Source organism: Gordonia sp. IEGM753 (assembly GCF_050321825.1).
Taxonomy (GTDB): domain Bacteria; phylum Pseudomonadota; class Gammaproteobacteria; order Pseudomonadales; family Pseudomonadaceae; genus Aquipseudomonas.
This window is the reverse complement of record NZ_JBNQGB010000001.1, coordinates 397,542-421,020: the sequence shown is the minus strand read 5'-3', so window position 1 is coordinate 421,020 and position 23,479 is coordinate 397,542. Positions and strand designations below refer to the sequence as shown.

The following is a 23,479-nucleotide window of genomic DNA, read 5'->3' as shown; positions in this document are numbered from 1 at the left end:
GCGGGCATGGAGTCCAGATGCCAGCTCTTTACGTGATGATCCCGGCCGCGCTGCTGATCGTGGCCATCGCCGTTTACATTTTCTTCTGGGCAGTCGACAGCGGTCAGTACGATGACCTCGACGGCCCGGCTCACAGCATTCTGTTCGACGACCAGGACCCTGACCACAAAGCCGCAGTCGACGAAGCCAGTGGCCGCCCGACCAACCCGGACGACAAGGCACCCCCTCATGTTTGAACTGGCGCCGATGCTGGTGTCGGCAGTCATTCTGGGGCTGTTGGGCGGCGGCCATTGCCTGGGCATGTGTGGCGGCTTGATGGGCGCGCTGACACTGGCAATCCCCAAGGAGCAACGCAGCCGACGCTTTCGGCTGCTGCTGGCGTACAACCTGGGGCGAATTCTCAGCTATGCGACGGCGGGCCTGCTGATCGGCCTCGCCGGTTGGGCGGTGGCCAATAGCCCGGCGGCGATGTTCATGCGCGTCCTCGCCGGTTTGTTGTTGATCGCCATGGGCCTATACCTGGCCGGTTGGTGGAGCGGGCTTACACGCATCGAAAGCCTGGGTCGAGGGCTATGGCGGTACATCCAACCCGTCGCCAACAAACTGCTGCCCGTGTCGAGCCTGCCTCGCGCGTTGCTGTTGGGAGCGTTATGGGGCTGGCTGCCGTGTGGCCTGGTTTACAGCACGTTGCTCTGGTCAGCGAGCCAGGGGAATGCAGTCGACAGTGCGTTGCTGATGCTGGCTTTCGGGCTCGGAACCTGGCCAGTATTGCTCGCCACAGGTCTGGCGGCTGAGCGCGTCACAGCGCTGTTGCGCAAACGCAGCGTACGCATGACGGGAGGTTTGCTGGTCATTCTGTTCGGGATCTGGACCTTGCCAGGGCCGCATCAGCATTGGTTGATGGGCCACTAGATCAGTGGCGTCTCCTTCGCGAGCAAGTCGAATCGTCGCACCGCCGCTCCCACATTGAAATGCATCCCCCTGTGGGAGCGGGCTTGCTCGCGAAGAGGCCCTGACGGTCGACACATGACGACCGTTGATGCAAATCAAGATACCCCAACGCCGCGCCCCCTAGACTCGCTGACACTGCCAGCCTATCCGGGGGAATGCCCGCATGATGCTCGACGCCATTCGTTGGGACACCGATCTGATCCGCCGCTACGACTTGGCGGGACCGCGTTACACCTCCTACCCGACCGCCCTGCAGTTCGATGGACATGTCGGCACCTTCGACCTGTTCCATGCACTACGCGAAAGCCGCAAGGCACTGCGTCCGTTGTCGCTGTATGTGCACGTGCCGTTTTGCGCGAACATTTGCTACTACTGCGCCTGCAACAAGGTCATCACCAAGGATCGCGGACGGGCCCAGCCCTACTTGCAGCGCCTGGAACAGGAAATCCAGCTGATAGCCTGCCACCTCGACCCCACACAAAAAGTCGAGCAGCTGCATTTCGGCGGCGGTACGCCGACTTTTCTCAGTCACGACGAATTGCGTCAGCTGATGGCGTGTTTGCGCAAACACTTCAATTTGCTGGACGACGACTCCGGTGACTACGGCATCGAAATCGACCCGCGCGAAGCCGATTGGTCAACCATGGGCCTGCTTCGTGAACTGGGCTTCAATCGCGTCAGCATCGGCCTGCAGGACCTCGACCCGACCGTACAGCGCGCGGTCAACCGACTGCAAAGCCTGGAGGAAACCCGCGCCGTCATCGACGCGGCTCGTACCCTGCAATTTCGCTCGATCAACATCGACCTGATCTACGGATTGCCGAAGCAGACACCCGAGAATTTCGCTCGTACCGTCGACGAAGTCATCGCGCTGCAGCCGGACCGGCTCTCGGTGTTCAACTATGCGCACCTCCCGGAACGCTTCATGCCGCAGCGGCGGATCAACAGCAACGAATTGCCCACCCCGGCGCAAAAACTGGAAATGCTCCAGCGCACCATCGAGCAACTGATGACGGCCGGTTACCGCTACATCGGCATGGACCATTTCGCACTGCCCGACGACGAACTGGCGATTGCGCAGGAGGAATCGACCCTGCAACGTAATTTCCAAGGCTACACCACTCACGGGCATTGCGACCTGATCGGGTTAGGCGTGTCGGCCATCAGCCAGATCGGCGATCTGTACTGCCAAAACAGCAGTGACCTGAACCAGTACCAGAACGCGCTGGCATGCGCTCAACTGGCGACTAATCGCGGCTTGTTGTGCAACGCCGACGACCGTTTGCGCCGAGCGGTCATTCAGCAACTGATCTGCCATTTCAGTCTGGAGTTCACCACGATCGAACAGACGTTCAATATCGATTTTCGCGGTTACTTCGGTGCGCTATGGCCGCAATTGCAGAGCATGGCCGAGGATGGGTTGATCGAACTGGATAGCGAAAAAATAACCGTATTGCCCGCCGGAAGATTGCTGGTGCGCTCGCTGTGCATGGTGTTCGACGCTTACCTGGAACAGCAGAATCGCCAGCGGTTTTCGCGGGTGATCTAACTTTTCATCGCCAAGGATGCTGTCTTCAACACTTGCTCGGGTGTCAGGCTGGATTGGCTCATGACTTTGGACAGCGACAGATTGGCGGTGATCAGCGCGCCATTGAGCGTCGCGATGGCCGACTGCAATGCGCCCAGTTTGGCTCTACGTTCTTCGTTCGACATCCGCTTGTCAGCCATCACCGCCTGAATGCGGGCCAGTTTTTCGGCAATCTGCTTCTGTATCTGACGAATCATTTTCAGGATCTGTTGAATGTTCTCCGGCAACCCGCTTTCTTCGATGTCCTTGTTATCACCGTGCGAACTGGCAGCCTTGCTCAGACCAGCACCCGACAATGAAACCTTGATTCCCTCGGCCACGGACGAAGCGGCAAGCGGATCAAACTCTGAAACCGCGTCATTGGCGGGCGCACTGCTTGAGCTCTCTTGCAGTATTTGCACGCCACTGCTGCCGGAGTTGAGTACACCGATAGAGGCCATGAAAAAAGATTCCTTACACCTGTTCCGTTCACGGGTTATCGGCCGCCAATCACCACCCTTTACCGAGATGTGACATATCGGCACAGACTGGCCTGAATGTCCTCTCGTGGGTTACCCTTACGTCTTATGTGTGATTTCCCACAAGGATTTAAGAAATGTCCGAGCCAGTAAAGCTGCGCGCTCATAACCAGGCCCACTGCAAGGATTGCAGCCTGGCCCCTCTCTGCCTTCCACTTTCGCTGAATCTGGAAGACATGGATGCGCTGGACGAAATCGTAAAACGTGGCCGCCCGCTGAAAAAAGGCGAGTTCCTGTTCCGCCAGGGCGATACTTTCGATTCCGTCTACGCAGTTCGCGCAGGCGCCCTCAAGACGTTCAGCCTGAGCGATTCGGGTGAAGAACAGCTCACCGGTTTCCATTTGCCGAGTGAACTGGTGGGCCTGTCGGGCATGGACACTGAAAAGCATCCGGTTTCGGCGCAAGCGCTGGAGACGACGTCCGTGTGCGAAATCCCGTTCGAGCGCCTGGACGAACTGGCGCTGCAACTGCCGCAATTGCGTCGTCAGTTGATGCGCGTGATGAGCCGCGAGATCCGCGACGATCAACAAATGATGTTGTTGCTGTCGAAGAAAACCGCCGATGAGCGCATTGCGACATTCCTGGTCAACCTGTCGGCGCGTTTTCGCGCACGCGGCTTTTCGGCCAACCAGTTCCGGTTGAGCATGTCGCGTAACGAGATCGGCAATTACCTGGGCCTCGCGGTGGAAACCGTGTCGCGAGTGTTCACGCGTTTCCAGCAAAACGAGCTGATCGCGGCTGAAGGCAAGGAGATTCACATCCTCGATCCGATTCAGCTGTGCGCCCTCGCCGGCGGCTCCATAGAAGGCTGAGTTCGAGGATTGGCGGCTGAGCGAAACGGTTCAGCCGCCGTTATACTGTGATATTTGCAGCCTGCCAGGACACCTCGACGATGGTTTTCGACTCCTTCGACATCAAATCCCTGATCCGCCCCGTGATCGACTTCCCGAAGCCAGGTGTGATCTTTCGCGATATTACCCCGCTGTTCCAGTCGCCAACGGCCCTACGCTTGGTGATGGACAGTTTTGCCCATCGTTACGTCGAAGCCGAATTCACCCACATTGGCGCGATGGATGCCCGTGGCTTCCTGATCGGCTCGGTGCTGGCCTATCAGTTGAACAAACCGCTGGTGTTGTTCCGCAAGCAAGGAAAATTGCCGGCCGACATATTGGCCGAGGGTTACGCGACCGAGTACGGCGAAGCCTTCCTCGAAGTTCACGCCGACAGCCTGTGCGAGGGAGATTCGGTGGTGATGTTCGATGACCTGATTGCCACGGGCGGGACGTTGATTGCGGCGGCCAACCTGATTCGCCGTATGGGCGCACGGGCTCACGAAGCCGCAGCGATCATTGACCTGCCAGAACTGGGCGGTTCGCAACGCCTGGAAGACATGGGAATTCCTACATTCTGCCTGACGCAGTTTGCGTTGACTGACAAATAGGCAGTCCCAGCAGCGACGCCTTCACGGGCAAGCTTGCTCTAACAGAAGGTTGTGAATGCCACAAATCCGGTGCGGGAGTGAGCCTGTTCGCGATTGCCTCATCCACCGCACCGCACACCTTGATCGCCCCAAACTCACGCCTCAAAGCCCCATTTGCTTGCTGATGATCTCGTTCATGACTTCCCGCGTGCCACCGCCAATCGACAGGATCCGGTTATCGCGGTACAGCCGCTCTACCAGATTCCCGCGCATATAGCCCGAGCCACCCAATATCTGCACCGCATCCGTGGTAATACGGTCTGCGGTGTCGGTGGCGAAGTTTTTGGCCATGGAAATCTCCTTGATCACACTCTGCCCCGCCGCCATTTTCGCCGCTTGGCGATAGGTGAATTCGCGTGAGACCTCAAGCGCCGTGGCCATCTCGGCGAGGCGGTGTTTCAGCACTTGGAACTTGCCGATGGGTTTGCCAAACGCTTCACGTGCTTGCGCCCATTCAAGGCTTTGCTCCAGGGCCAGTTGCGCGGTCATGTTGGCCATCAAGGCCAATGCCAAACGCTCACTCTGAAAATTGCCCATGATGCAGGCGAAGCCCATGTTCTCGCCGCCAATCAGATTGCCTACAGGCACGCGGCAGTCGTCGAAGAATAATTCGGCAGTGTCTGACGCCCACCAGCCCATTTTCTTCAACTGACGGCCCACGGTGAAGCCGGGCGTGCCCTTCTCGATCAACAGCAGGCTGATACCGCCGTAACCCGGCTCACCGGTGCGCACTGCAACGGTGTAGTAATCGGCGCGGATACCACTGGTTATAAACGTTTTGCTGCCGCTGACCCGGTAATAATCGCCGTCACGCACAGCCCGGGTTTGCAGGTTGGCAACATCGGAACCACCACTGGGCTCGGTGACAGCCAACGCGCTGATCTTCTCGCCCGACAACACGAATGGCACCACGCGCTGACGAATGTCTGGCCTGGCCCATTTGAGGACAGGTGGCAAACCGATGTCCAGCGAGCCCAAACCAGCGACCAGACCGCCCGAGCCACAACGCATCAGCTCTTCACTGGCGGCAATCTTGGCGAACAGATCACCTTCGTGGCTGCCGCCCAGCGCTTCGGGGTAACCGATCCCCAAAATGCCTGCCGCACCGGCCTTCAGGTACAACTCACGGGGAAAACTTTCAGCTTCTTCCCACTGATCAATGTCCGCAAGAATCTCGCGCTCGACGAAGCGCCTGACGCTGTCGCGGACCAATTGGTGGCTAGGATCGAAGTATTCCTGAAAGGCAGGCATCGGCGAACTCCACTGAAGGGTTCAGCGAAGTTAACCGAGCGCTTGCTTGGTTTTCAACAGGATTGTGTGAGCGCCCATGCTACTGGGTCAAAGGTGGGAGCGCGCCTGCTCGCGAAGAGGCCAGTGCAGGCACTACAGGGCTATCGGCTTACGCCCGGCAAACGAATGCGCCAACGTGCCGCCGTCGACCAACTCCAGCTCGCCGCCCAACGGCACGCCGTGAGCGATACGCGATGCGATCAAGCCCTTGTTGCTCAGCAATTGTGCGATGTAATGCGCCGTGGCCTCGCCTTCCACTGTCGGGTTGGTGGCCAGGATCACTTCAGTGAAGGAGCCTGCCTCTTCGATTCGCGCCAGCAACTGCGGAATGCCAATAGCCTCCGGCCCCAGACCATCGAGCGGCGACAGATGGCCCTTGAGCACGAAATAGCGGCCACGAAAACCGGTTTGCTCTACCGCGTACACATCCATCGGGCCTTCCACCACGCAGAGCAAGGTATCGTCGCGGCGGTTATCGGCGCATTGCGGGCACAAATCGTCTTCAGTCAGCGTGCGGCACAAACGGCAGTGCCCGACACCTTCCATGGCCTGACTCAACGCTTGCGCCAGGCGCGAACCGCCACTGCGATCACGTTCCAGTAACTGCAACGCCATGCGCTGGGCGGTTTTCTGACCCACGCCTGGCAAAGTGCGCAGGGCATCGATCAGTTGGCGAATCAAAGGGCTGAAGCTCATGGGGAAACATCCGACAAAACAACGAGACGCGGTTTATACCCGCGCCTCTCTTTAGCGTCAAATACTCAGTCTTGTGCGACCCGCACCACCAGTTTGCCGAAGTTACGCCCTTCCAGCAGGCCGATGAATGCTTCGGGTGCCTGCTCCAGGCCATCCACCACGTCTTCGCGAAACTTCACTTTGCCATCACGCACCCACGGCGTCATGGCACTGACGAACTCTGGCTGGCGATCTGCGTAGTCGTCGAACACGATGAAGCCCTGAATGCGTACGCGTTTGGTCAGCAATGTTCGCTGCAGTTGCGGCAGACGATCGGGGCCGGTTGGCGCTTCGTGGGCGTTGTAGCCTGCAATCAGGCCGCAGAGTGGAATTCGTGCCTTTGGATTGAGCAGCGGCAGCACGGCATCGAACACCTTGCCACCGACGTTTTCGTAATAGATGTCGATACCCTTGGGGCACGCCTGCGCCAATTCATCAGTAAACCCGGCGCTCTTATGGTCGATGCATGCATCGAACCCAAGCTCTTCGACCACGTAACGGCACTTGTCCGCGCCGCCCGCCACACCAATCACCCGCAAGCCTTTGATTTTGGCAACCTGGCCTACCACGGAGCCGACCGCGCCGGACGCCGCCGCGACGACCAGGGTTTCGCCTGCCTTCGGCTGACCGATATCGATCAATCCCATGTAAGCCGTCATACCCGGCATGCCCATCACGCCCAGCGCCATCGAGGGGCTCGGCAACCCCGGCGGTACCGGCATGATGTTGCGGCCGTCACTGATGCTGTGGCTTTGCCAACCCGTGGATCCGACTACCAGCTCTCCCTCCTGAAATTTCGGATTCAGCGAATGCTCGACGCGGCTGACTGCACCGCCCGTCATCACCTCGCCGATTTCGACCGGGGCTGCATAGGAAGGCGCATCGCTCATGCGACCGCGCATGTACGGATCCAGTGACAAATAGAGAGTCTTGAGCAATACCTGGCCGTCGACCAGATCAGGCAGCGCCTCGCGTTCCAAGCGGAAATTTTCCGGTGTCGGCGCGCCAACCGGTCGGGACGCCAGGACGATACGTTGGTTAAGAGTCAATGCTTCTGGCATGCGAGCTTCTCCTTGATCGATTAATTCGGCGGTATAGGTGAAAGACCTTCCTGGCGGTATCGCGTTCGATGTTTCTGGTCCCAAAAACAAAAATGCCAGGCGCGATGCCTGGCATTTTTTTAGCCCATCCGATGCGATTTAGCGAATCAGAATGGCAGTTTCATTCCCGGAGGCAGTTGCATGCCAGCGGTCACACCGGACATTTTGTCCTGGCTGTTGGCCTCGATCTTGCGGACGGCGTCGTTGACGGCGGCGGCGAATACAGCCTCCAGCATCTCTTTGTCGTCTTCGCTCAGGCCTTCCACCAGGCTCGGGTCGATGGTCACACGCTTGACATCGTGACGACCGGTCATCACCACAGTGACCATATCGCCGCCGGCCTTACCGGTGACTTCGGCGTTGGCCAGTTCTTCCTGCATCTTGGCCATTTTTTCCTGCATCTGCTGTGCCTGCTTCATCAGGCCGGCCATGCCACCTTTCATCATGGTAATCACCTCAAAAGTACTTGGATTAAAACGGCGTCCGGCCTTGTCGACCAAACGCCTTCAGTTATTAGCCCTGACTGGCCAGGGCTTCGACAGGTTCAATAGTATCGTTACGGACCACTGCGCCGAACTGCTGCATCATCTGCTGGATGAACGGATCACCGTGGATTGACTCTTCGGCCTCGCGCTGGCGATTGACGCGCCGACGGGACGCCGCCTGGGCCGGGGTTTCCTGCTCAGGCTTGATCAACTCCATGCTCAAGGTCAGCGTGCGTCCGTGAAACTGGTTGAGCGCATCGTTGAGACGGCGTTGCTGGGTGGCGTTGAACAGCGCGCTGTGCGCCGGGTCCAGGTGCAGCAACCAGCTGTCGCCATCTACCGCGATCAAGGTGCAGTTGGCGGCAATGCTGCCAGTCATGCCGGAGATCGGCAGTTTCGGAAACAGCTCCAGCCATTGCAGCGCCAACCCTGTGGCCGGCAGCGCTGCCGGCTCTGGTTCAGGTTCCGGTGCGGGCTCGGCGGCATGCTCGCTGGCCAGTTCATCAAGATAGCTGTAGGCCGAGTCGATGTCGGGTTCGATGTAGTCTTCGTCCAACGGCGGCTCATCGTCCTGGTCCACACCGGGCGTCGCGGCATCGACCTCGGCAACCGATGGCTCAGCAATCGGCGCAGCGGCCCATTCGGGCGCATCCGGCACCACGCTGTCTGGCGTCGGTAACGGCATCGGCGGTAAATCAGGTTGCTCGCCAATGGTTTCCAGAACCGGCTCGACGGCGGGCTGCTGGACGACTTCGGGTTCTACCGGATCGTTCCAGGGCAGGTCGACGATGTTCTCAACGGCGACGGGCTCAACGACAGCCTCGGCAACAGGTGCAACGACCGCAACGGGTTCAGGTTCAGGCTCTGGTTCAGGTGCCGAAGCGAGTACCGGAGCAGGTTCGATTGGCTTGACTGCCGCAGCGACTACCGGCACGACAACTGGCGCGGCAGCCACTGAATTTGCGGAATCAACTGTGGCCTGGCTGATCCCCACTGGCTTTAGCGGTTGCCTCGGCGCATCCGCGGTGTCTGCCGGTCGGAACGCGAGCATTCGCAGCAGCACCATTTCGAAGCCACCACGCGGGTCTGGCGCCAGCGGTAAATCGCGACGGCCGATCAGGCCCATCTGGTAATAGAACTGCACGTCTTCGGCTGGCAGCGCCTGAGCCAGCGCCAGCACCCGATCACGGTCGCCGTGACCGTTGTCGACGCCTTCAGGCAAAGCCTGGGCGATGGCGACACGGTGTAGCACGTTGAGAATTTCCGAGAGCACGCCATTCCAGTCCGGGCCTTGTTCGGCCAGATGCCGCACCGCTTCAAGCAACGCCTTGGCGTCGCCTTCGATCAGCGAGTGCAGGACGTCGTAGACCTGGCCGTGATCAAGCGTGCCCAGCATCGCTCGGACGTCGGCGGCCATCACCTTGCCTTCACCGAAGGCGATGGCCTGGTCAGTGAGGCTCATCGCGTCGCGCATCGAACCGTCGGCAGCGCGACCCAGCAACCACAGCGCGTCGTCTTCAAACGGCACATTCTCAACACCCAGCACGTGGGTCAAATGCTCGACCACGCGCTCCGGCGTCATGTTTTTCAGCGAGAACTGCAGGCACCGCGAAAGGATAGTTGCAGGAAGTTTCTGCGGATCAGTGGTGGCCAGGATGAACTTGACGTAGGGCGGCGGCTCTTCGAGTGTTTTCAACAGCGCATTGAAGGAATGGCTGGAAAGCATGTGCACTTCGTCGATCAGATAAACCTTGAAGCGCCCACGGCTTGGGGCGTACTGCACGTTGTCGAGCAACTCGCGGGTGTCTTCGACCTTGGTCCGGCTCGCGGCGTCGATTTCGATCAGGTCGACAAAGCGCCCTTCATCAATTTCGCGGCACACCGAGCACTCGCCACAGGGCGTCGAAGTGATACCTGTTTCACAGTTCAGGCATTTGGCGATGATCCGCGCGATGGTGGTCTTGCCAACCCCGCGCGTGCCGGTGAACAAATAGGCATGGTGCAGCCGCTGGCTGTCCAAGGCATTGATCAGAGCCTTGAGCACATGGGTCTGGCCGACCATTTCGCGGAACGAGCGCGGACGCCATTTACGTGCAAGAACCTGATAACTCATCGAAAACCGTCGCAACGAAGGAACAGAAGCGGCTAATGCTAGCGGAGCAAGGCCAAAATTGCATCCGGCACGCTCCTCTATTCTGGCTAACATGCATTTTGCGAGGGCTATGATCGCCCGGGTTTGATCAGCAGTGGAGTGTTTATGCGGCTTGCCTTGGGGGCACTGCTGGTGACAAGTCTGAGCGTCGGCGCCGCTGAAGCGCCGCTGCGCTTCGTCGTGCCCGATAGCTGGGCGATGCCGATGATACAACTGGAGCATGGGCACCTGACCCAAGGCATTCTGTATGACGTGATGTTAAGCCTGGCGACGCAAGTCGGTGCACCGGCAGAATTTCATGTGCTGCCCAGGGCTCGCGTGCAAGGCGCCATGGAACACGGCGATGTCGATATCCGTTGCTACGCCGCGCAGTCGTGGCAACCGAATCAGTCAGGGGATTACATCTGGAGCCTTCCGCTGTGGTTTCAGCGTGACCTGTTGATCAGCCAGCAAGACTCGGCACCTCAAACGGCGCCGGCAAAGTTGCCGCGACAGACCATCGGCACGGTGCTCGGCTATTACTACCCAACACTGCAACCGCTGTTTGATGCCGACCGGTTGCAACGCGAAGACGCACGCAACCAGGAACAAGTGCTGGAAAAACTCGCGGCGGGTCGCTATCGCTATGCCGTGAGCAATCAGTGGACGCTGGACTGGTTCAATCAGCGTCTGCTACCGGAAAAACAGCTTAAGAGCGTGGCAGTGCTGCAGGAGCAGACTGTCGGCTGTTACGTGCGCAACGATCCCAAAGTGCCGGTGCAGCGTATATTGCGCACCTTGCTGCGGATGAAAATGTCCGGCGAGATTGACGACATTATTCAGCTGTACATCGGCGGCGAATCGCCCAACGCTCATGCCCGCCAGCCTTAACCTGTTTGCTCCAGTGCCTGCCATTGCGTGGGGGCAACAAAATTCGCCACCCAACCTGGGACTTCTGCCGGCGGCATTGGCTGCGCAATGAAATAACCCTGCGCGACCTCACAACCCAGTCGCAGCAACATTTCACCGTGCTCGATACTTTCCAGCCCTTCGGCGATAACCTGACGGCCAAACGCCCGCGCCAGCCCGATCACTGCTGTGGTCAGGGCCAAATCGTCGCGATCATGCAAAATGTCGCGGATAAAGGATTTGTCGATCTTGATGGTTTGCGTCCGCAGCCATTTGAGGTCACTCAGGGATGAATAACCGGTACCGAAGTCGCCCAATGAAAACTGCACCCCCAGCGCTTGGCACGCTTGCAAACACGCGCTGACGTGCTGAATGTTTTCAATCGCTACCGACTCGACTATCTCCAGATCAAGCATCTGCGGCGCGACCCGTGAATGCCGGGCCAACACCTGAGCGAGCCGATCGACAAAATCGGGCCTTTGAAAGTGCCGGGCCGCAATATTGACGCTCACTGGCCAGCACTGCCCCGCCTGCTGCCAACGATCCAACTGCGCAAGCACCTGATCCATCACCCACTCACCAATATCGATGATCAGGTCAGTGGCCTCCACCGGCGGCAAGAATGCGCGGGCCGGGAGTATGCCGTTCACAGGATGATCCCAGCGCAGCAACGCTTCAAAGCCTACGATTTCGCCACGGCGCATGTTCACCTTCGGCTGGAAATGCAGGCACAACTCGCCGGCTGCCAGCGCCTGGCGCACACGCTCGACAGTCTGGTGAGTGGCCTTCACTTCCTGATCCCGAGACACATCGAACAGGTGAAAGCGGTTACGACCGCCCTGTTTGGCCACGTACATCGCCTGATCGGCATGACGCAACAGGGTTTCAGCATCTTCGTTATCGTTCGGAAACAGGGTGACGCCAATGCTGGCGTATACATTCAGGTCTTTGCCATGCAGCGAATACGGCGCGGAAATGGTCCCCAGCACCCGGTTCAACGCTGCGCGCAATTCGGGCAGGTCTCGCACGTAACGCAGCACCAGCACGAACTCGTCGCCCGCCAACCGCGCCACCACGTCTTCGCCGCGCACTATGCTGCGCAAGCGCTTGGCCACCTCCACCAGCAATAGATCGCCACTCGAATGCCCGTAGCCGTCGTTGACAGCCTTGAAGCCATCGAGGTCGAGCATGCACACCGCCAGCGGCAGGTTTTCCCGGCGCGAGAACTCCAAAGCGTCATCGAGCAGGTCCGAGAGGAACGCGCGATTTGGCAACCCGGTCAACACGTCATGCCCGACGCGCCACTCCAGCGAATGCAACAGTTGGCGTTTTTCGCTGATATCGAAACGAATCGACAGGTACCGCTCAATGCGGCCGGTGTCTTCATCGAGCACCGGCACCATGGTGCTGTCGACCCAATACAAACCGCCGTTTTTGGCCCGATTACAGATATCACCCTTCCACACACTGCCCAACGCAATGGTGCGCCACATGGCAGCAAAGAAGTCGGCAGAATGCAGGCCGGAACTGAGCATCCGGTGGTTTTGCCCGATCAGTTCCTCGCGGGTGTAACCGGACACGGCGCAGAACTGGTCATTGACGTAAGTGATCCGGCCGCTTAAATCGGTCTCGGAAAAGATCGCGGCAGCATCCACGGCCCTTCGGTATTTCTCATCCATGAGTCAGGCTCACTGTCGCTAGCGGAAGTACCGCTCGACCAGCACAAAATGCCCGGAAGAGATGGGTTGAGACGGGTGGCGCAGAGACACTTGATCACTCCATGAACAGCAGTTAGTGGCCCTTGGACAGCGCAAGACCTACTAATCTTGAGGCTCCCAATACCTCATCGGAGCCGTAATTCTACGAAACACATCACATTTTGCAAAGCAAGGTGATGGATCATGCAGTTGTCTAATGCAAAAATCTATCGTTAAGTTCTTGATTCTAAATGGGAATTGAGCGATGCAAATTTCAAGTTTGGGTCCGGCCATTCGGCGCTACCGCAAGGTCGCGGGCCTTACTCAGGCTGAACTCGGCGAAAAAACCGGTTTTGACCCCAAAACCATCAGCCGCTTCGAAACCGGCACCTATACCCCCAGCGTGGAAGTTCTGTTTTTACTTGCCAATGTGCTGGGCGTGAAGCTGAAAGCCTTCTTCGCAGATTTCGGCGATGAAGACGAACAGCGGGCGTATCTGTTCGGTGTCATACACAAAGCCACCCCGAAGGATCTGGGAAAGCTGATTGCAGCGGTTGACCAGGCCTTGTCCAAGCCTTAGTGCCAGTAATGAAACAGGCAGGTGTGTCGGCATCGATACGCCTGCCTCGTTACCTATCGCGTCAAAAAAACCGAACGACTAAAGCACCGAATTGCTCGCTTCGCTAGTGGCCATCCGATATTATTCACGAGAAATTAATACCAAATGTAAAGGAATACAATGAAATACCTCCGCCCCTTCCTCGCGGCAGCGCTGCTGTGTGCGCTGCACAATCCCGCACAAGCGGCCAGCAACGTCCCGGCGTCGCCTACCGAAGCTGCTCAGGTGCAGCAAACGCCTGCTGAATTTCTCGCCTCGCTCAAACAACAACACGGCACCATCACCCTGCCCTCCGGCATTGCAACGCTCAAACTCAATGACGAGTTCTATTACCTCGACCCGAAAGACACCGAACGCTTGCTGACCGAAGGCTGGGGCAACCCTCCCGGCCACAAGACCTTGGGCATGATCATCCCCAAAGCGGTTAATCCACTGACTGCCAACGGCTGGGGAGTGATTGTCAGCTACAAGGACGACGGGCATATTTCCGACGAGGACGCGGCCAAAATCGACTACGCCGATCTGCTTAAACAGATGCAGGAAGAAGACGAGGAAGACAACAAGGCACGCCAGAAGCAAGGCTATGCCGGCCTGCACTTATTGGGCTGGGCCGAGCAACCGCACTATGACGAAAGCACGCACAAAATGTACTGGGCCCGGGAACTGAAAGCCGACGACGCCGAGGACAACACCCTCAACTACAGCATTCGCGTGCTGGGCCGCGAAGGCGTGCTGGAGCTGAACGCCGTCGCCGCCATGGCAGACCTGCCGATGATCAAGCAGGAATTGCCGAAGGTGATCGCGTTCACCAACTTCACCGACGGCAACCTGTACACCGACTACAGCCCCGGCACCGACAAATTGGCCTCTTATGGCCTGGCGGCCCTGGTGGGCGGTGGTTTGGCGGCCAAGGCTGGCCTGTTCGCAAAAATCGGTATCTTTCTGCTGGCAGCGAAGAAATTCGTGATCGTGGGGCTGGTGGTAATTGCAGGTTTTGTGCGCAAGTTGTTCAGCCGCAAGTCTGAATAAACGTCACCCTCTGCGCTGCTCGTGACGCGAGCAGCGCGGATCGATAAAAGACAGGCACGAAAAATCCGCCGCAAGCAAGCGCAGCAGGCAAACAGGATTAAAGGATTTTAGCGAGAAGGAAATCAGAGGATGTTGCGCGCGCAAGCCCTGCTTAAGAGGACTTGGCGTTATGGAGGCAACCCCACCAGCCACACCCCGGCACACAATGTTCCCGCTGTGGCTGCTGCCTTCCGGCTCTGACCAGGTTCACGGGTAATCGTTGCGGGGGGACCGATGGGGTCACCATAACGACGCTCACCTGTCGGCGAGCCGCGCCATTGTACCTATCTGAGACGAAGTTACAACTGTTCACATGGATTAAAAAATATGAGCCCGGTCAAGGACATGCGCAGACCGTGAAAAGCCTGCGGCTGCGCCTTCAGTTACAGGTCTTGCAGTACTTCGTCCGCCTTGCCGCCCTCCTGCTGGATCACCAGATGAATGAAGTGCAGCTTGGCAATCACTGCCGGCGGCAGGACGAAAGGATAAAAATCCGGCTGGCCCATGCTTCGCGACAACTCGTTGAGCATGCCGGCCAGTTCGATCCACGCGTTGACGAATGACAAGAACGCGGGGCCGCCGGGATGCTGCGGGTCGTAAAGCGTGTCGAGTGGAAATGGCAGGTAATCCAGGTCCATGTCACGTGCGCTCATGCCAAAACCCAACGCGGTGTCCACTGCATCCATCATGTGCAGGTAATGCGCCCACGTTTCCGCCCAGTCTTCCCACGGGTGCATGGTCGCGTAGGCGCTCACGCTGTTTTGCTGCCAGCCCAGCGGCGCACCTTGTTGGTAATGACGCTCAAGGGCTTCGGCATAACTGGCGCGCTCGTCGCCAAACACCCTGCGGAAAGGCTCCAGCCAATGGCTATTGGCAATCAAACGATCCCAATAGTAATGCCCCACCTCATGGCGAAAATGCCCGAGCAACGTGCGATAGGGCTCATGCATCTGTACGCGAATCTGCTCACGGTGCGCGTCGTCTGCTTCCTTGATGTCCAGCGTGATCAAGCCGTTCGCATGACCGGTAGTCGGCGGCTTGCCTTCCAGATCAACGCCGATGAAGTCGAAAGCCAGGCCGGCGTGTTCGTCTATTGACTTGGGAATGACCTTCAACCCGAGACCGATCAATTGCGCGACCAAACGTCGCTTGGCGGTTTCAACCTTGCGCCAGCGCTCGTGATTTTCGGCAATCGACAGGTCGGGGATGGTGTGGTTCAGGCTACAGGCAGTGCACAACGTATCGTGATCGTTGGCCGGCAGCAGCCAGTTACAGGCTGCTGGAGAGTCAAGATTGGCGCAGCGGCGAAACGCGCCAGCCTCGGGCTCGACATCAAGCACCCAGGTATTGGGCTGAGCACCCGGTTGCAACGAAGACAGTCGGCTCTGCTCAGGCTGGTAACCCAACGCCGCAGAGCACGCCAGGCACTGGCTGTTACGAAAGAACAGCGATTGCCCGCAACGGCATTGCCACACTTTGCTGTTACGCGAACGCTCACCCATGAAGGGCGCGGCGATACGTGAACTGAGCTGCTCGAAGAAACGGTACATGGCGATCTCCTTGGGGCGTGCCAAGACTAGATCATTGCCGCGCGAAGATCGTTCAGAGTTCTTTGTGTTGGGGAGCTGTCCCTTCAGTTTTTATGTGGAGAGAAGATATATCTCTCGGTTTTTTGTGGTGAGGAGATTCATCTCTTCAGTATTTTTTGTGGTGAGGGGATTTATCCCCGTTAGCTTGCGAAGCGAGCTGCTTCATCGTAGCGACGACGCCGTCACCAAACGGGGATAAATCCCCTCACCACGAGTGCAACGAACGAGGATAAATCCCCTCACCACGGGTTCAACGAGCGCAGGGAAATCCCCTCACTACAGGCTCAACGTCAGGCCTGGATTCCGTGCTTATTCAGAAACGCCACGAACGCCTCTTCATCCAGCACCTTCAAGCCCAGTTCATTGGCCTTGGCCAATTTCGAGCCGGCTCCTGGCCCGGCCACCACACAATGGGTTTTGGCCGATACCGAACCTGCAACCTTGGCACCGAGGCTCTCGAGCTTATCCTTGGCCACATCGCGGCTCATCAATTCGAGCGAGCCGGTCAAGACCCAGGTCTGCCCGGCCAGCGGCAAGCCTTCCACGACTTTTTTCTCGCTCTGCCAATGCATCCCGAAATCGCGCAGTTGCTGCTCGGCAGCTTCGGCAATCTGGCGATTGGCGGCGACCGCAAAAAACTCGCGAACCGAATTTGCCTGTTTTTCCGGCAGGGCTTGACGCATGTCCAGCCAGTCGGCGTCGAATACGCCTTGCAGCGATCCGAATTTATCGGCCAGCTTCTGCGCGCCACCCGGCCCGACGGAAGGAATGTGCAACTTGTCGAGGAAACCACCCAGCGTGGTGCTCGCAGCAAATTCGGCGCCGAGTTCGCCTTGGTCCTGAATCTGCAAACCGTGCTTGAGCAGATCGGCAATGACCTGTTGGTTATGCGCATCTTCAAAAAAGCTGTGGATCTCGTGAGCCACTTCCAGACCCACATCCGGCAAGTACGTGAGCACTTGCGGCAGGGCTTGCTGAACCCGCTCCAGCGAGCCGAGAGAGCGCGCCAGCACCTTGGCCGTCTCTTCGCCGACATCAGGAATTCCGAGGGCGTAGATGAAGCGCGCCAGGCTTGGCTTCTTGCTGTCCTCGATAGCGCTGAGCAGGTTCTTGCTCGACAACTCGGCAAAACCTTCCAGGTCGACAATTTGCTCGAACGTCAGCGCGTAGAGATCGGCCGGTGAACTCACCAGGCCTTCGTCGACCAATTGCTCGACACTCTTTTCGCCGAGCCCTTCAATGTCCATCGCACGGCGAGAAACGAAATGAATGATCGCCTGCTTGAGCTGCGCACCGCACGCCAGACGCCCGACGCAGCGATACACCGCGCCTTCGCTCACGGTTTCGCGCCCCTTGCTGCGCTTGACCAGTTGCGTGCGCTCGACATGCGACCCGCACACCGGGCACCGCTCGGGAATGTGCACTGGCCGCGCAGTGTCCGGGCGGCGTTCAAGAACCACCTGCACCACCTGTGGAATCACGTCGCCGGCGCGGCGGATAATCACTGTGTCGCCAATCATCAGGCCCAGGCGCGCCACTTCATCCATGTTGTGCAGCGTCGCGTTTGCCACCGTGACACCGGCAACCTTCACCGGTTTCAACCGCGCCACAGGCGTAACCGCACCGGTGCGACCGACCTGGAACTCGACGTCGAGCAACTCGGTAAGCTCTTCCATCGCCGGGAATTTGTGGGCAATCGCCCAGCGCGGTTCACGCGCACGAAAACCCAGTTCGCGTTGGGACGCGATGCTGTTGACCTTGAACACCACGCCATCGATTTCATAGGGCAGCGCGTTGCGGCGCTCGCCGATGTCACGGTAGTAGTCCAGGCATTCATCGATGCCGTGCGCCAGTTTCAGCTCATGACTGATCGGCATGCCCCAGGTTTTGAGTTGCTGCAGATTGCCGATATGGGTGTCGGCAATGTCAGCGGAAACCTGCCCGATGCCGTAGCAGCAGAACTCCAGTGGACGATTGGCGGTGATCTTCGAATCCAGCTGCCGCAAACTGCCCGCCGCCGCGTTGCGCGGGTTGGCAAACGTCTTGCCGCCCACCTCAAGTTGCGTCGCATTGAGGCGCTCGAAGCCAGCCTTGGACATGAACACTTCACCGCGCACTTCCAGGGTCGCGGGCCAACCCGTGCCTTGCAGCTTCAAGGGGATGTTGCGCACGGTGCGCACGTTGACGCTAATGTCTTCGCCCGTGGTGCCATCGCCGCGAGTCGCCCCGCGCACCAGCACGCCATCCTGGTACAGCAGGCTGACCGCCAAACCATCCAGTTTCGGTTCACAGCTGTATTCCACTGCTGCGCCACCGCCAAACAAATCGCCCGCCGGCAGGTCCAGACCTTCAGTCACCCGACGATCAAACTCGCGCATGTCGGTTTCTTCGAAGGCATTGCCAAGGCTGAGCATGGGCACTTCGTGGCGCACCTGGGTGAATGCCGACAACGCCGCGCTGCCCACTCGCTGGGTTGGCGAGTCGCTGGTGATCAGTTCGGGATTGGCAGCTTCAAGGGCCTTGAGTTCGTGGAACAACCGATCGTACTCGGCATCCGGAATACTCGGCTCGTCCAGCACGTGATAACGGTAGTTGTGCTGATCCAACTCAGCGCGCAGCGCTTGAATGCGGTTTTTGGCGGCGGTCATGGGTGTTCTCTCATAAAGCAAAAGAGCAGCCGAGGCTGCTCAATCTGTTGATGCGGCGTAAATTCATTGTAGGAGCCCGGCGTGCCGGGCCCCTACAAATCAGCGCTTCTGGGTCAGGGCTCGACGTTCGAATTCAACGATGCGCTGACGGTAATGTTCAATTGTCTGGGCTGTCAGCACGCTGCGTTGGTCATCTTTCAGTTCGCCATTCAGCTCCTGAGACAGTTTGCGCGCTGCCGCAACCATCACATCGAAAGCCTGCTTCGGATGACGCGGGCCTGGCAGCCCTAGGAAGAAACTGACCGCCGGCGTGCTGAAATGATCGATGTCGTCCAGATCAAAAATGCCCGGCTTGACCGCATTGGCCATCGAGAACAGTACTTCACCATTGCCAGCCATGCTTTCGTGACGGTGGAAGATGTCCATTTCACCAAAGCGCAGCCCGCTCTCCAGAATATTCTGCAGCAATGCCGGGCCTTTGAAGCCAGCGGCATCGCGGCAGATCACGCTGATGACCAGCACTTCTTCAGCTTGCGGCTGTTCTTTTTCGCTGACCGCAGGCGTCGGCTTGGTGTCATCCGGAAAATCGTCGTCACGGCTGCTAAAGCTTGGGCCGCCATCCAGATCCAGATTAAGGTTCAAATCGCCTTGCGAAGGTTCGCCATGGCCACGCTTGCCACGCTTGGAACCCGATTCACGTGGTTCGCGGGCAGGCATGCTCACCGACGGCAAATCATGCTCATCCAGCTGTGGTTCTTTATGCGTGTCCAGAACACGGGGCGGGCCCAACAGCTCGGCACTGGTGTCCTCGTCCGGTAAATTGGACAAACTTCGGTCAAGACGAAATTTCAGTTTTCCCTTGCCGCCGCGCATGCGACGCCATCCATCGAAAAGAATACCGGCAATGACAATAATGCCGATGACGATCAGCCACTCGCGCAGACCGATTTCCATGTAATCCCGTGCCTCTATAAAAAATGCTGAAAAATAAGGGGTTTACAACTCGTAAACCGCTTTAAAACGTGGCGCCAACTCTATGTTCTGACAGGCGTTTTGCCCACGTATACGAAAAATTGATATTAAACTAGCACGACCAACGGCTTCGCAGCTACAAGCTTTAAGCGCCAAGCTGCAACCCGCTTCATTGATGGCACATAGCTTGAGGCTTATCGCTGCGCCGCTAGGCATCCACCATCGCCATCGCTTCTTCGACATCCACTGCCACCAGACGCGAACAACCCGGTTCGTGCATCGTTACACCCATCAGTTGATCGGCCATTTCCATGGCGATTTTGTTGTGGGTGATGTAGATGAACTGCACCGTTTGCGACATCTCCTTGACCAGTCGTGCGTAGCGTCCAACGTTAGCGTCATCCAGTGGCGCGTCAACCTCATCGAGCATGCAGAATGGCGCCGGATTCAATTTGAAGATCGCAAAAACCAATGCCAAAGCGGTCAGGGCTTTCTCGCCACCGGAGAGCAAATGGATAGTGCTGTTCTTCTTCCCTGGCGGCTGCGCCATGATCGTTACCCCTGTATCGAGTAGATCTTCGCCCGTCAGTTCCAAATACGCGCGGCCACCACCGAAAACTTTTGGGAAAAGTGCCTGTAAACCGCCATTGATCTGATCAAAGGTATCTTTGAAGCGGTTTCGGGTTTCCTTGTCGATCTTGCGAATAACGTTCTCGAGCGTGTCCAGCGCCTCAACCAAATCGTCGTTCTGGGCATCCAGATAACGTTTACGCTCGGATTGTTGCTGGTACTCGTCGATGGCTGCCAGGTTGATCGCACCGAGACGCTGAATTCGCGCCGCAATGCGTTCGAGTTCGTCTTCGGCTTCCTTCTCGTTGGTGTCAGTGGTCAGCGTGGCGAGCACGCCATGAAGATCGTAACCGTCTTCCAGCAACTGATCCTGCAGTGTCTTGCGGCGCACAGTCAGGGCTTGCCATTCCATGCGCTGCGTTTCGAGTTGGCCGCGAATCAATTGCGATTGCTGTTCGGCCTGGTTGCGGCGTTTTTCGGCATCGCGCAATTCGCGATCAGCGTCTTCCAGCGCGATCTGCGCGGTTTTCAGTTCTTCGTCGACGGTCATGCGCTTGTCGAGCAACTCTTCAAGCTTGAGGCGCAGTTCTTCCAGCGGTGCCTCGCCCTCCTCCAGATTAAGGCTCAACTGTTCGCGTTTTTCGGTCAGCCGTTCGGACTGCATCTCCAGCCGTTCCAGCGCTTGACGGGTCGAATCGTGCTGCGCCTTGAGCGAGCCCAGGCGCACCGCCAGTTGATGCGCGTGATCCTTATGCTGTCGGGCCTCCTGGCGTACACGATCGAGTCGCTCGCGCAGACTGTCGCGCTGAGCCAGCAGCAGCTCGCGCTGCTCGGTATCCAGCGCCATGCTATCGAGCGCTTCCTGCAATTGCAGGCGCGCTTCACCAATGTTTTCGTGTTCCAACGCCCGTTGTTCACCTAACTCGGCGAGCTCTTCATCAAGGCGTGTGCGACGCAATGTCAGCTGTTCGGCCTTGGCCTTGCCAGCCGACAACTGCGCTTTCAGTTCACCTTGTTGCCGTGCCTCGTCCTGCAGCAAACGGCGCAAATGCTCGCGGCCGTTTTCCTGCTGCCGCTGTTGCGCGCGCAGGTTCTGCAAGTGGGTTTCCAGCGTCTCGACGGTGGCTTCGCGCTCTTCGCGCTCAGCGCCCAAGCGCTGGATTTCCTGCCCGCGGGCCAGCACACCGCTTTCGGCTTCACTGGCGCGACGCACCCGCAAAAAGTGCCGGCCAACCCAGTAGCCATCCCGGCTGATCAGACTTTGCCCAGCCGTTAACTGGCCACGCAGCGCCAAGGCCTGCTCCAGGCTCTCCACCGGTTTGACCTGACCCAACCACGGCGCCAGATCGATCTGTGCTTCAACCTTGTCCAGCAGACTGCCCGGCACCCGCACGCCGTCACTGGCCGGGCTGAGCAAACGCAAATCGCCCTGGGCAAAACCCGCCAGGTCGAAATCGCCGAAGTCATCCACCAGCACCGCTTGCAAGTCCGCACCGAGCACGGTTTCCACCGCCAGCTCCCAACCAGCCTCAACCTTCAGGCCTTCAGCCAGACGCGGACGATCGGCCAGATGCTGCTCACGCAACCACTCGGCAGTACCGGTGCCGGGGTCGAGCGCGGCTTGTTGCAGGGCTTCGAGCGAGGCGAGACGACCGTTCAGCCGCTGCAGATCACCTTGGGCCTGCTGCTGGTTTTGCAAGGCAAGCTGCAGCTCCTGACGCAACTGTTCAAGGCGCTCGACTTGCGCTTCTTCACTGGCCTGCAAATCTTCAAGCGTGGCTTCACTCGCGGCGAGCTGCTCGCTGAGTTCCATGATCGCCGCGTCTTCCGGATCGGCCGACAGCAATGCACGCTCTTCGCCAAGGCGTTTCTGCCGATCGGCCAAGCGCTCCATACTGGTTTCGAGTTGCTGGATGCGAGACTGCTGAACCTCGGATTGACGACGCGGTTCTGCGGCGGTGAGGTTGAAGGTGTCCCACTGCTCCTGCCACGCGTGCATCGTGGTTTCGGACTCTTCCAGCGCCGCCGCTGCTTCTTCGGCCGCAGCGCTGGTGACTTCCTGTTCCGGGGTGAGCATGTCCAGCTCTTCGCCGAGCGTCAGCAACAATGTGCGGTCATGGCCCAAGTGGGATTCGGTTTCCAGTCGCGCGCGCTCGGCCTCTTTCAAATCATCCTGCAATTGGCGCAAACGCTGCTGACCGTGCTGGATGCTCTGTTCGACCCGCGCGATGTCGCCGCCGACCGAGTAGAAGCGTCCTTGCACCAGATTGAAGCGCTCGGACAGGTCATGGTGCCCATCACGGAAGCGTTCGATGCTGGCATCGGCGTTGCGTTGCTCGGCAACCAGTGCTTCGAAGGTGATTTCCTGCGTGCCGATAACCGCCTCGCGCTGACCCACCTGCTCGTTCAGCGCTTGCCAACGCAGGGCTGACAACTGAGCCTTGAGCTGACGCTCCTCGCCTTTGTATTCCTGATACTTCTCGGCGGCCTGTGCCTGACGGTGCAAGCGCTCCAATTGACGCTCCAGCTCTTCGCGCAAATCGCTCAAGCGGGCCAGGTTTTCGTGGGTGCGGCGAATACGGTTTTCGGTCTCGCGCCGGCGCTCCTTGTACTTGGAGATGCCCGCCGCTTCCTCGATAAAGTTGCGCAGGTCTTCAGGCTTGGATTCGATCAGCTTGGAAATCATCCCCTGCTCGATGATCGAATAGCTGCGCGGGCCCAGCCCGGTACCCAGAAAGATGTCGGTGATGTCACGACGCCGGCACTTGGTGCCGTTCAGGTAGTAGGTCGTCTGGCTGTCGCGGGTCACTTTGCGGCGAATGGAAATTTCCGCGTAAGCCGCATACTCCCCCAGCAAGGTGCCGTCGGAGTTATCGAACACCAGCTCGATGCTTGCCTGGCTGACCGGTTTACGGCTGGTGGAGCCGTTGAAGATGACGTCGGTCATCGACTCGCCGCGCAGGTTTTTGGCCGAGCTCTCGCCCATCACCCAGCGGACGGCGTCGATGATGTTCGACTTGCCGCAACCGTTGGGCCCGACCACTGCCGCCATATTGCTGGGGAAGTTCACCGTGGTCGGGTCGACGAAGGATTTGAACCCCGCCAGTTTGATGCTCTTGAGCCGCACGT

General features: G+C 58.6%; 19 protein-coding genes and 1 other RNA gene. 8 read left to right on the top strand and 12 right to left on the bottom strand.

The genetic code is table 11. The annotated features are described in order from the left end of the window. The first annotated feature begins 17 nt into the window (after nt 1-17). The 3 genes from ccoS to hemN all read left to right on the top strand — a co-directional run bounded on the left by ccoS (nt 18) and on the right by hemN (nt 2,500). The gene (ccoS, locus tag ACQR3R_RS01895) at nt 18-236 is read left to right on the top strand and encodes a cbb3-type cytochrome oxidase assembly protein CcoS (RefSeq protein WP_428270220.1); all 219 of its coding nucleotides are present in this window, start codon (nt 18-20) and stop codon (nt 234-236) included. After that, nucleotides 229-912, top strand: coding sequence for an urease accessory protein UreH domain-containing protein (locus ACQR3R_RS01890; RefSeq protein ID WP_428270219.1), 684 nt, complete (start codon nt 229-231; stop codon nt 910-912). Before ccoS ends, ACQR3R_RS01890 begins: the two co-directional genes overlap by 8 nt. Nucleotides 913-1,114: 202 nt before the next feature. Then, entirely contained in the window at nt 1,115-2,500 is a 1,386-nt protein-coding gene (gene hemN, locus ACQR3R_RS01885; protein WP_428270218.1) for an oxygen-independent coproporphyrinogen III oxidase, read from the top strand. Here the strand turns inward: hemN and ACQR3R_RS01880 are convergent. Next, complete coding sequence (locus ACQR3R_RS01880; protein ID WP_428270217.1) at nt 2,497-2,979, bottom strand: hypothetical protein; 483 nt, start codon at nt 2,977-2,979, stop codon at nt 2,497-2,499. The two genes, hemN and ACQR3R_RS01880, sit on opposite strands and share 4 nt — an antisense overlap. Nucleotides 2,980-3,134: 155 nt before the next feature. On the opposite strand from ACQR3R_RS01880, the gene fnr reads away from it, so the two are divergent. Together fnr and ACQR3R_RS01870 are read left to right on the top strand one after the other, a co-directional pair. Then, nucleotides 3,135-3,869 carry a fumarate/nitrate reduction transcriptional regulator Fnr gene (gene fnr, locus ACQR3R_RS01875; RefSeq protein WP_428270216.1) on the top strand — a complete coding sequence of 245 codons (735 nt, stop codon included), beginning with the start codon at nt 3,135-3,137 and terminating at the stop codon, nt 3,867-3,869. Between the two features lie 80 nt (nt 3,870-3,949). Continuing rightward, nucleotides 3,950-4,498, top strand: coding sequence for an adenine phosphoribosyltransferase (locus tag ACQR3R_RS01870; protein WP_428270215.1), 549 nt, complete (start codon nt 3,950-3,952; stop codon nt 4,496-4,498). 141 nt (nt 4,499-4,639) lie between these two features. On the opposite strand, the gene ACQR3R_RS01865 is transcribed toward ACQR3R_RS01870, so the two are convergent. The 5 genes from ACQR3R_RS01865 to dnaX all read right to left on the bottom strand — a co-directional run bounded on the left by ACQR3R_RS01865 (nt 4,640) and on the right by dnaX (nt 10,260). After that, complete coding sequence (locus tag ACQR3R_RS01865) at nt 4,640-5,788, bottom strand: acyl-CoA dehydrogenase family protein (protein WP_428270214.1); 1,149 nt, start codon at nt 5,786-5,788, stop codon at nt 4,640-4,642. Nucleotides 5,789-5,920: 132 nt separating this feature from the next. After that, the gene (gene recR / locus ACQR3R_RS01860) at nt 5,921-6,523 is read right to left on the bottom strand and encodes a recombination mediator RecR (RefSeq protein ID WP_428270213.1); all 603 of its coding nucleotides are present in this window, start codon (nt 6,521-6,523) and stop codon (nt 5,921-5,923) included. A 65-nt stretch (nt 6,524-6,588) separates the two neighbouring features. Then, nucleotides 6,589-7,623, bottom strand: a complete 1,035-nt coding sequence (locus tag ACQR3R_RS01855) for a zinc-binding dehydrogenase (protein ID WP_428270212.1) — start codon at nt 7,621-7,623, stop codon at nt 6,589-6,591. Between the two features lie 146 nt (nt 7,624-7,769). Continuing rightward, nucleotides 7,770-8,108, bottom strand: coding sequence for a YbaB/EbfC family nucleoid-associated protein (locus ACQR3R_RS01850; RefSeq protein ID WP_007905413.1), 339 nt, complete (start codon nt 8,106-8,108; stop codon nt 7,770-7,772). 67 nt (nt 8,109-8,175) lie between these two features. Next, the gene (gene dnaX / locus ACQR3R_RS01845; protein WP_428270210.1) at nt 8,176-10,260 is read right to left on the bottom strand and encodes a DNA polymerase III subunit gamma/tau; all 2,085 of its coding nucleotides are present in this window, start codon (nt 10,258-10,260) and stop codon (nt 8,176-8,178) included. 144 nt (nt 10,261-10,404) lie between these two features. Here dnaX and ACQR3R_RS01840 point away from each other — a divergent pair, with 144 nt between their 5' ends. Continuing rightward, nucleotides 10,405-11,169: a substrate-binding periplasmic protein gene (locus ACQR3R_RS01840; RefSeq protein ID WP_428270208.1), complete on the top strand. Its 765-nt coding sequence runs from the start codon at nt 10,405-10,407 to the stop codon at nt 11,167-11,169. Here the strand turns inward: ACQR3R_RS01840 and ACQR3R_RS01835 are convergent. Beyond that, nucleotides 11,166-12,866: an EAL domain-containing protein gene (locus tag ACQR3R_RS01835; protein WP_428270206.1), complete on the bottom strand. Its 1,701-nt coding sequence runs from the start codon at nt 12,864-12,866 to the stop codon at nt 11,166-11,168. The genes ACQR3R_RS01840 and ACQR3R_RS01835 overlap by 4 nt on opposite strands. A gap of 283 nt (nt 12,867-13,149) precedes the next feature. Between ACQR3R_RS01835 and ACQR3R_RS01830 the strand changes: the two genes are divergently transcribed. Beyond that, entirely contained in the window at nt 13,150-13,464 is a 315-nt protein-coding gene (locus tag ACQR3R_RS01830; protein ID WP_428270204.1) for a helix-turn-helix domain-containing protein, read from the top strand. A gap of 159 nt (nt 13,465-13,623) precedes the next feature. Then, on the top strand, nt 13,624-14,532 hold the full coding sequence (locus tag ACQR3R_RS01825) for a DUF2167 domain-containing protein (protein ID WP_428270203.1): 909 nt from the start codon (nt 13,624-13,626) through the stop codon (nt 14,530-14,532). Between the two features lie 179 nt (nt 14,533-14,711). Here the strand turns inward: ACQR3R_RS01825 and ffs are convergent. The 5 genes from ffs to smc all read right to left on the bottom strand — a co-directional run bounded on the left by ffs (nt 14,712) and on the right by smc (nt 23,477). Continuing rightward, nucleotides 14,712-14,808: signal recognition particle sRNA small type (ffs, locus tag ACQR3R_RS01820), an RNA gene on the bottom strand. Nucleotides 14,809-14,954: 146 nt separating this feature from the next. Further along, on the bottom strand, nt 14,955-16,121 hold the full coding sequence (locus ACQR3R_RS01815; RefSeq protein ID WP_428270202.1) for a putative zinc-binding metallopeptidase: 1,167 nt from the start codon (nt 16,119-16,121) through the stop codon (nt 14,955-14,957). A gap of 329 nt (nt 16,122-16,450) precedes the next feature. Then, a complete protein-coding gene (gene ligA / locus ACQR3R_RS01810) occupies nt 16,451-18,808 on the bottom strand; it encodes an NAD-dependent DNA ligase LigA (RefSeq protein ID WP_428270200.1) in 2,358 nt (785 codons plus the stop codon). A gap of 99 nt (nt 18,809-18,907) precedes the next feature. Then, on the bottom strand, nt 18,908-19,762 hold the full coding sequence (gene zipA / locus ACQR3R_RS01805; protein ID WP_428270198.1) for a cell division protein ZipA: 855 nt from the start codon (nt 19,760-19,762) through the stop codon (nt 18,908-18,910). Between the two features lie 226 nt (nt 19,763-19,988). Further along, nucleotides 19,989-23,477 carry a chromosome segregation protein SMC gene (gene smc, locus ACQR3R_RS01800; protein WP_428270197.1) on the bottom strand — a complete coding sequence of 1,163 codons (3,489 nt, stop codon included), beginning with the start codon at nt 23,475-23,477 and terminating at the stop codon, nt 19,989-19,991. Between the last annotated feature and the right edge of the window lie 2 nt (nt 23,478-23,479).

Excerpts from the sequence above, each read along its gene's own strand:
- fnr (WP_428270216.1), top strand. The coding sequence starts at position 3,135 with ATGTCCGAGCCAGTAAAGCTGCGCGCTCATAACCAGGCCCACTGCAAG.
- ccoS (WP_428270220.1), top strand. The coding sequence starts at position 18 with ATGCCAGCTCTTTACGTGATGATCCCGGCCGCGCTGCTGATCGTGGCC.
- zipA (WP_428270198.1), bottom strand. The coding sequence starts at position 19,762 with ATGGAAATCGGTCTGCGCGAGTGGCTGATCGTCATCGGCATTATTGTC.
- ACQR3R_RS01835 (WP_428270206.1), bottom strand. The coding sequence starts at position 12,866 with ATGGATGAGAAATACCGAAGGGCCGTGGATGCTGCCGCGATCTTTTCC.
- ACQR3R_RS01825 (WP_428270203.1), top strand. The coding sequence starts at position 13,624 with ATGAAATACCTCCGCCCCTTCCTCGCGGCAGCGCTGCTGTGTGCGCTG.
- ACQR3R_RS01815 (WP_428270202.1), bottom strand. The coding sequence starts at position 16,121 with ATGTACCGTTTCTTCGAGCAGCTCAGTTCACGTATCGCCGCGCCCTTC.
- ACQR3R_RS01840 (WP_428270208.1), top strand. The coding sequence starts at position 10,405 with ATGCGGCTTGCCTTGGGGGCACTGCTGGTGACAAGTCTGAGCGTCGGC.
- ACQR3R_RS01865 (WP_428270214.1), bottom strand. The coding sequence starts at position 5,788 with ATGCCTGCCTTTCAGGAATACTTCGATCCTAGCCACCAATTGGTCCGC.
- ACQR3R_RS01880 (WP_428270217.1), bottom strand. The coding sequence starts at position 2,979 with ATGGCCTCTATCGGTGTACTCAACTCCGGCAGCAGTGGCGTGCAAATA.
- recR (WP_428270213.1), bottom strand. The coding sequence starts at position 6,523 with ATGAGCTTCAGCCCTTTGATTCGCCAACTGATCGATGCCCTGCGCACT.
- hemN (WP_428270218.1), top strand. The coding sequence starts at position 1,115 with ATGATGCTCGACGCCATTCGTTGGGACACCGATCTGATCCGCCGCTAC.
- ligA (WP_428270200.1), bottom strand. The coding sequence starts at position 18,808 with ATGACCGCCGCCAAAAACCGCATTCAAGCGCTGCGCGCTGAGTTGGAT.
- ACQR3R_RS01830 (WP_428270204.1), top strand. The coding sequence starts at position 13,150 with ATGCAAATTTCAAGTTTGGGTCCGGCCATTCGGCGCTACCGCAAGGTC.
- ACQR3R_RS01890 (WP_428270219.1), top strand. The coding sequence starts at position 229 with ATGTTTGAACTGGCGCCGATGCTGGTGTCGGCAGTCATTCTGGGGCTG.
- ACQR3R_RS01870 (WP_428270215.1), top strand. The coding sequence starts at position 3,950 with ATGGTTTTCGACTCCTTCGACATCAAATCCCTGATCCGCCCCGTGATC.
- ACQR3R_RS01850 (WP_007905413.1), bottom strand. The coding sequence starts at position 8,108 with ATGATGAAAGGTGGCATGGCCGGCCTGATGAAGCAGGCACAGCAGATG.
- dnaX (WP_428270210.1), bottom strand. The coding sequence starts at position 10,260 with ATGAGTTATCAGGTTCTTGCACGTAAATGGCGTCCGCGCTCGTTCCGC.
- ACQR3R_RS01855 (WP_428270212.1), bottom strand. The coding sequence starts at position 7,623 with ATGCCAGAAGCATTGACTCTTAACCAACGTATCGTCCTGGCGTCCCGA.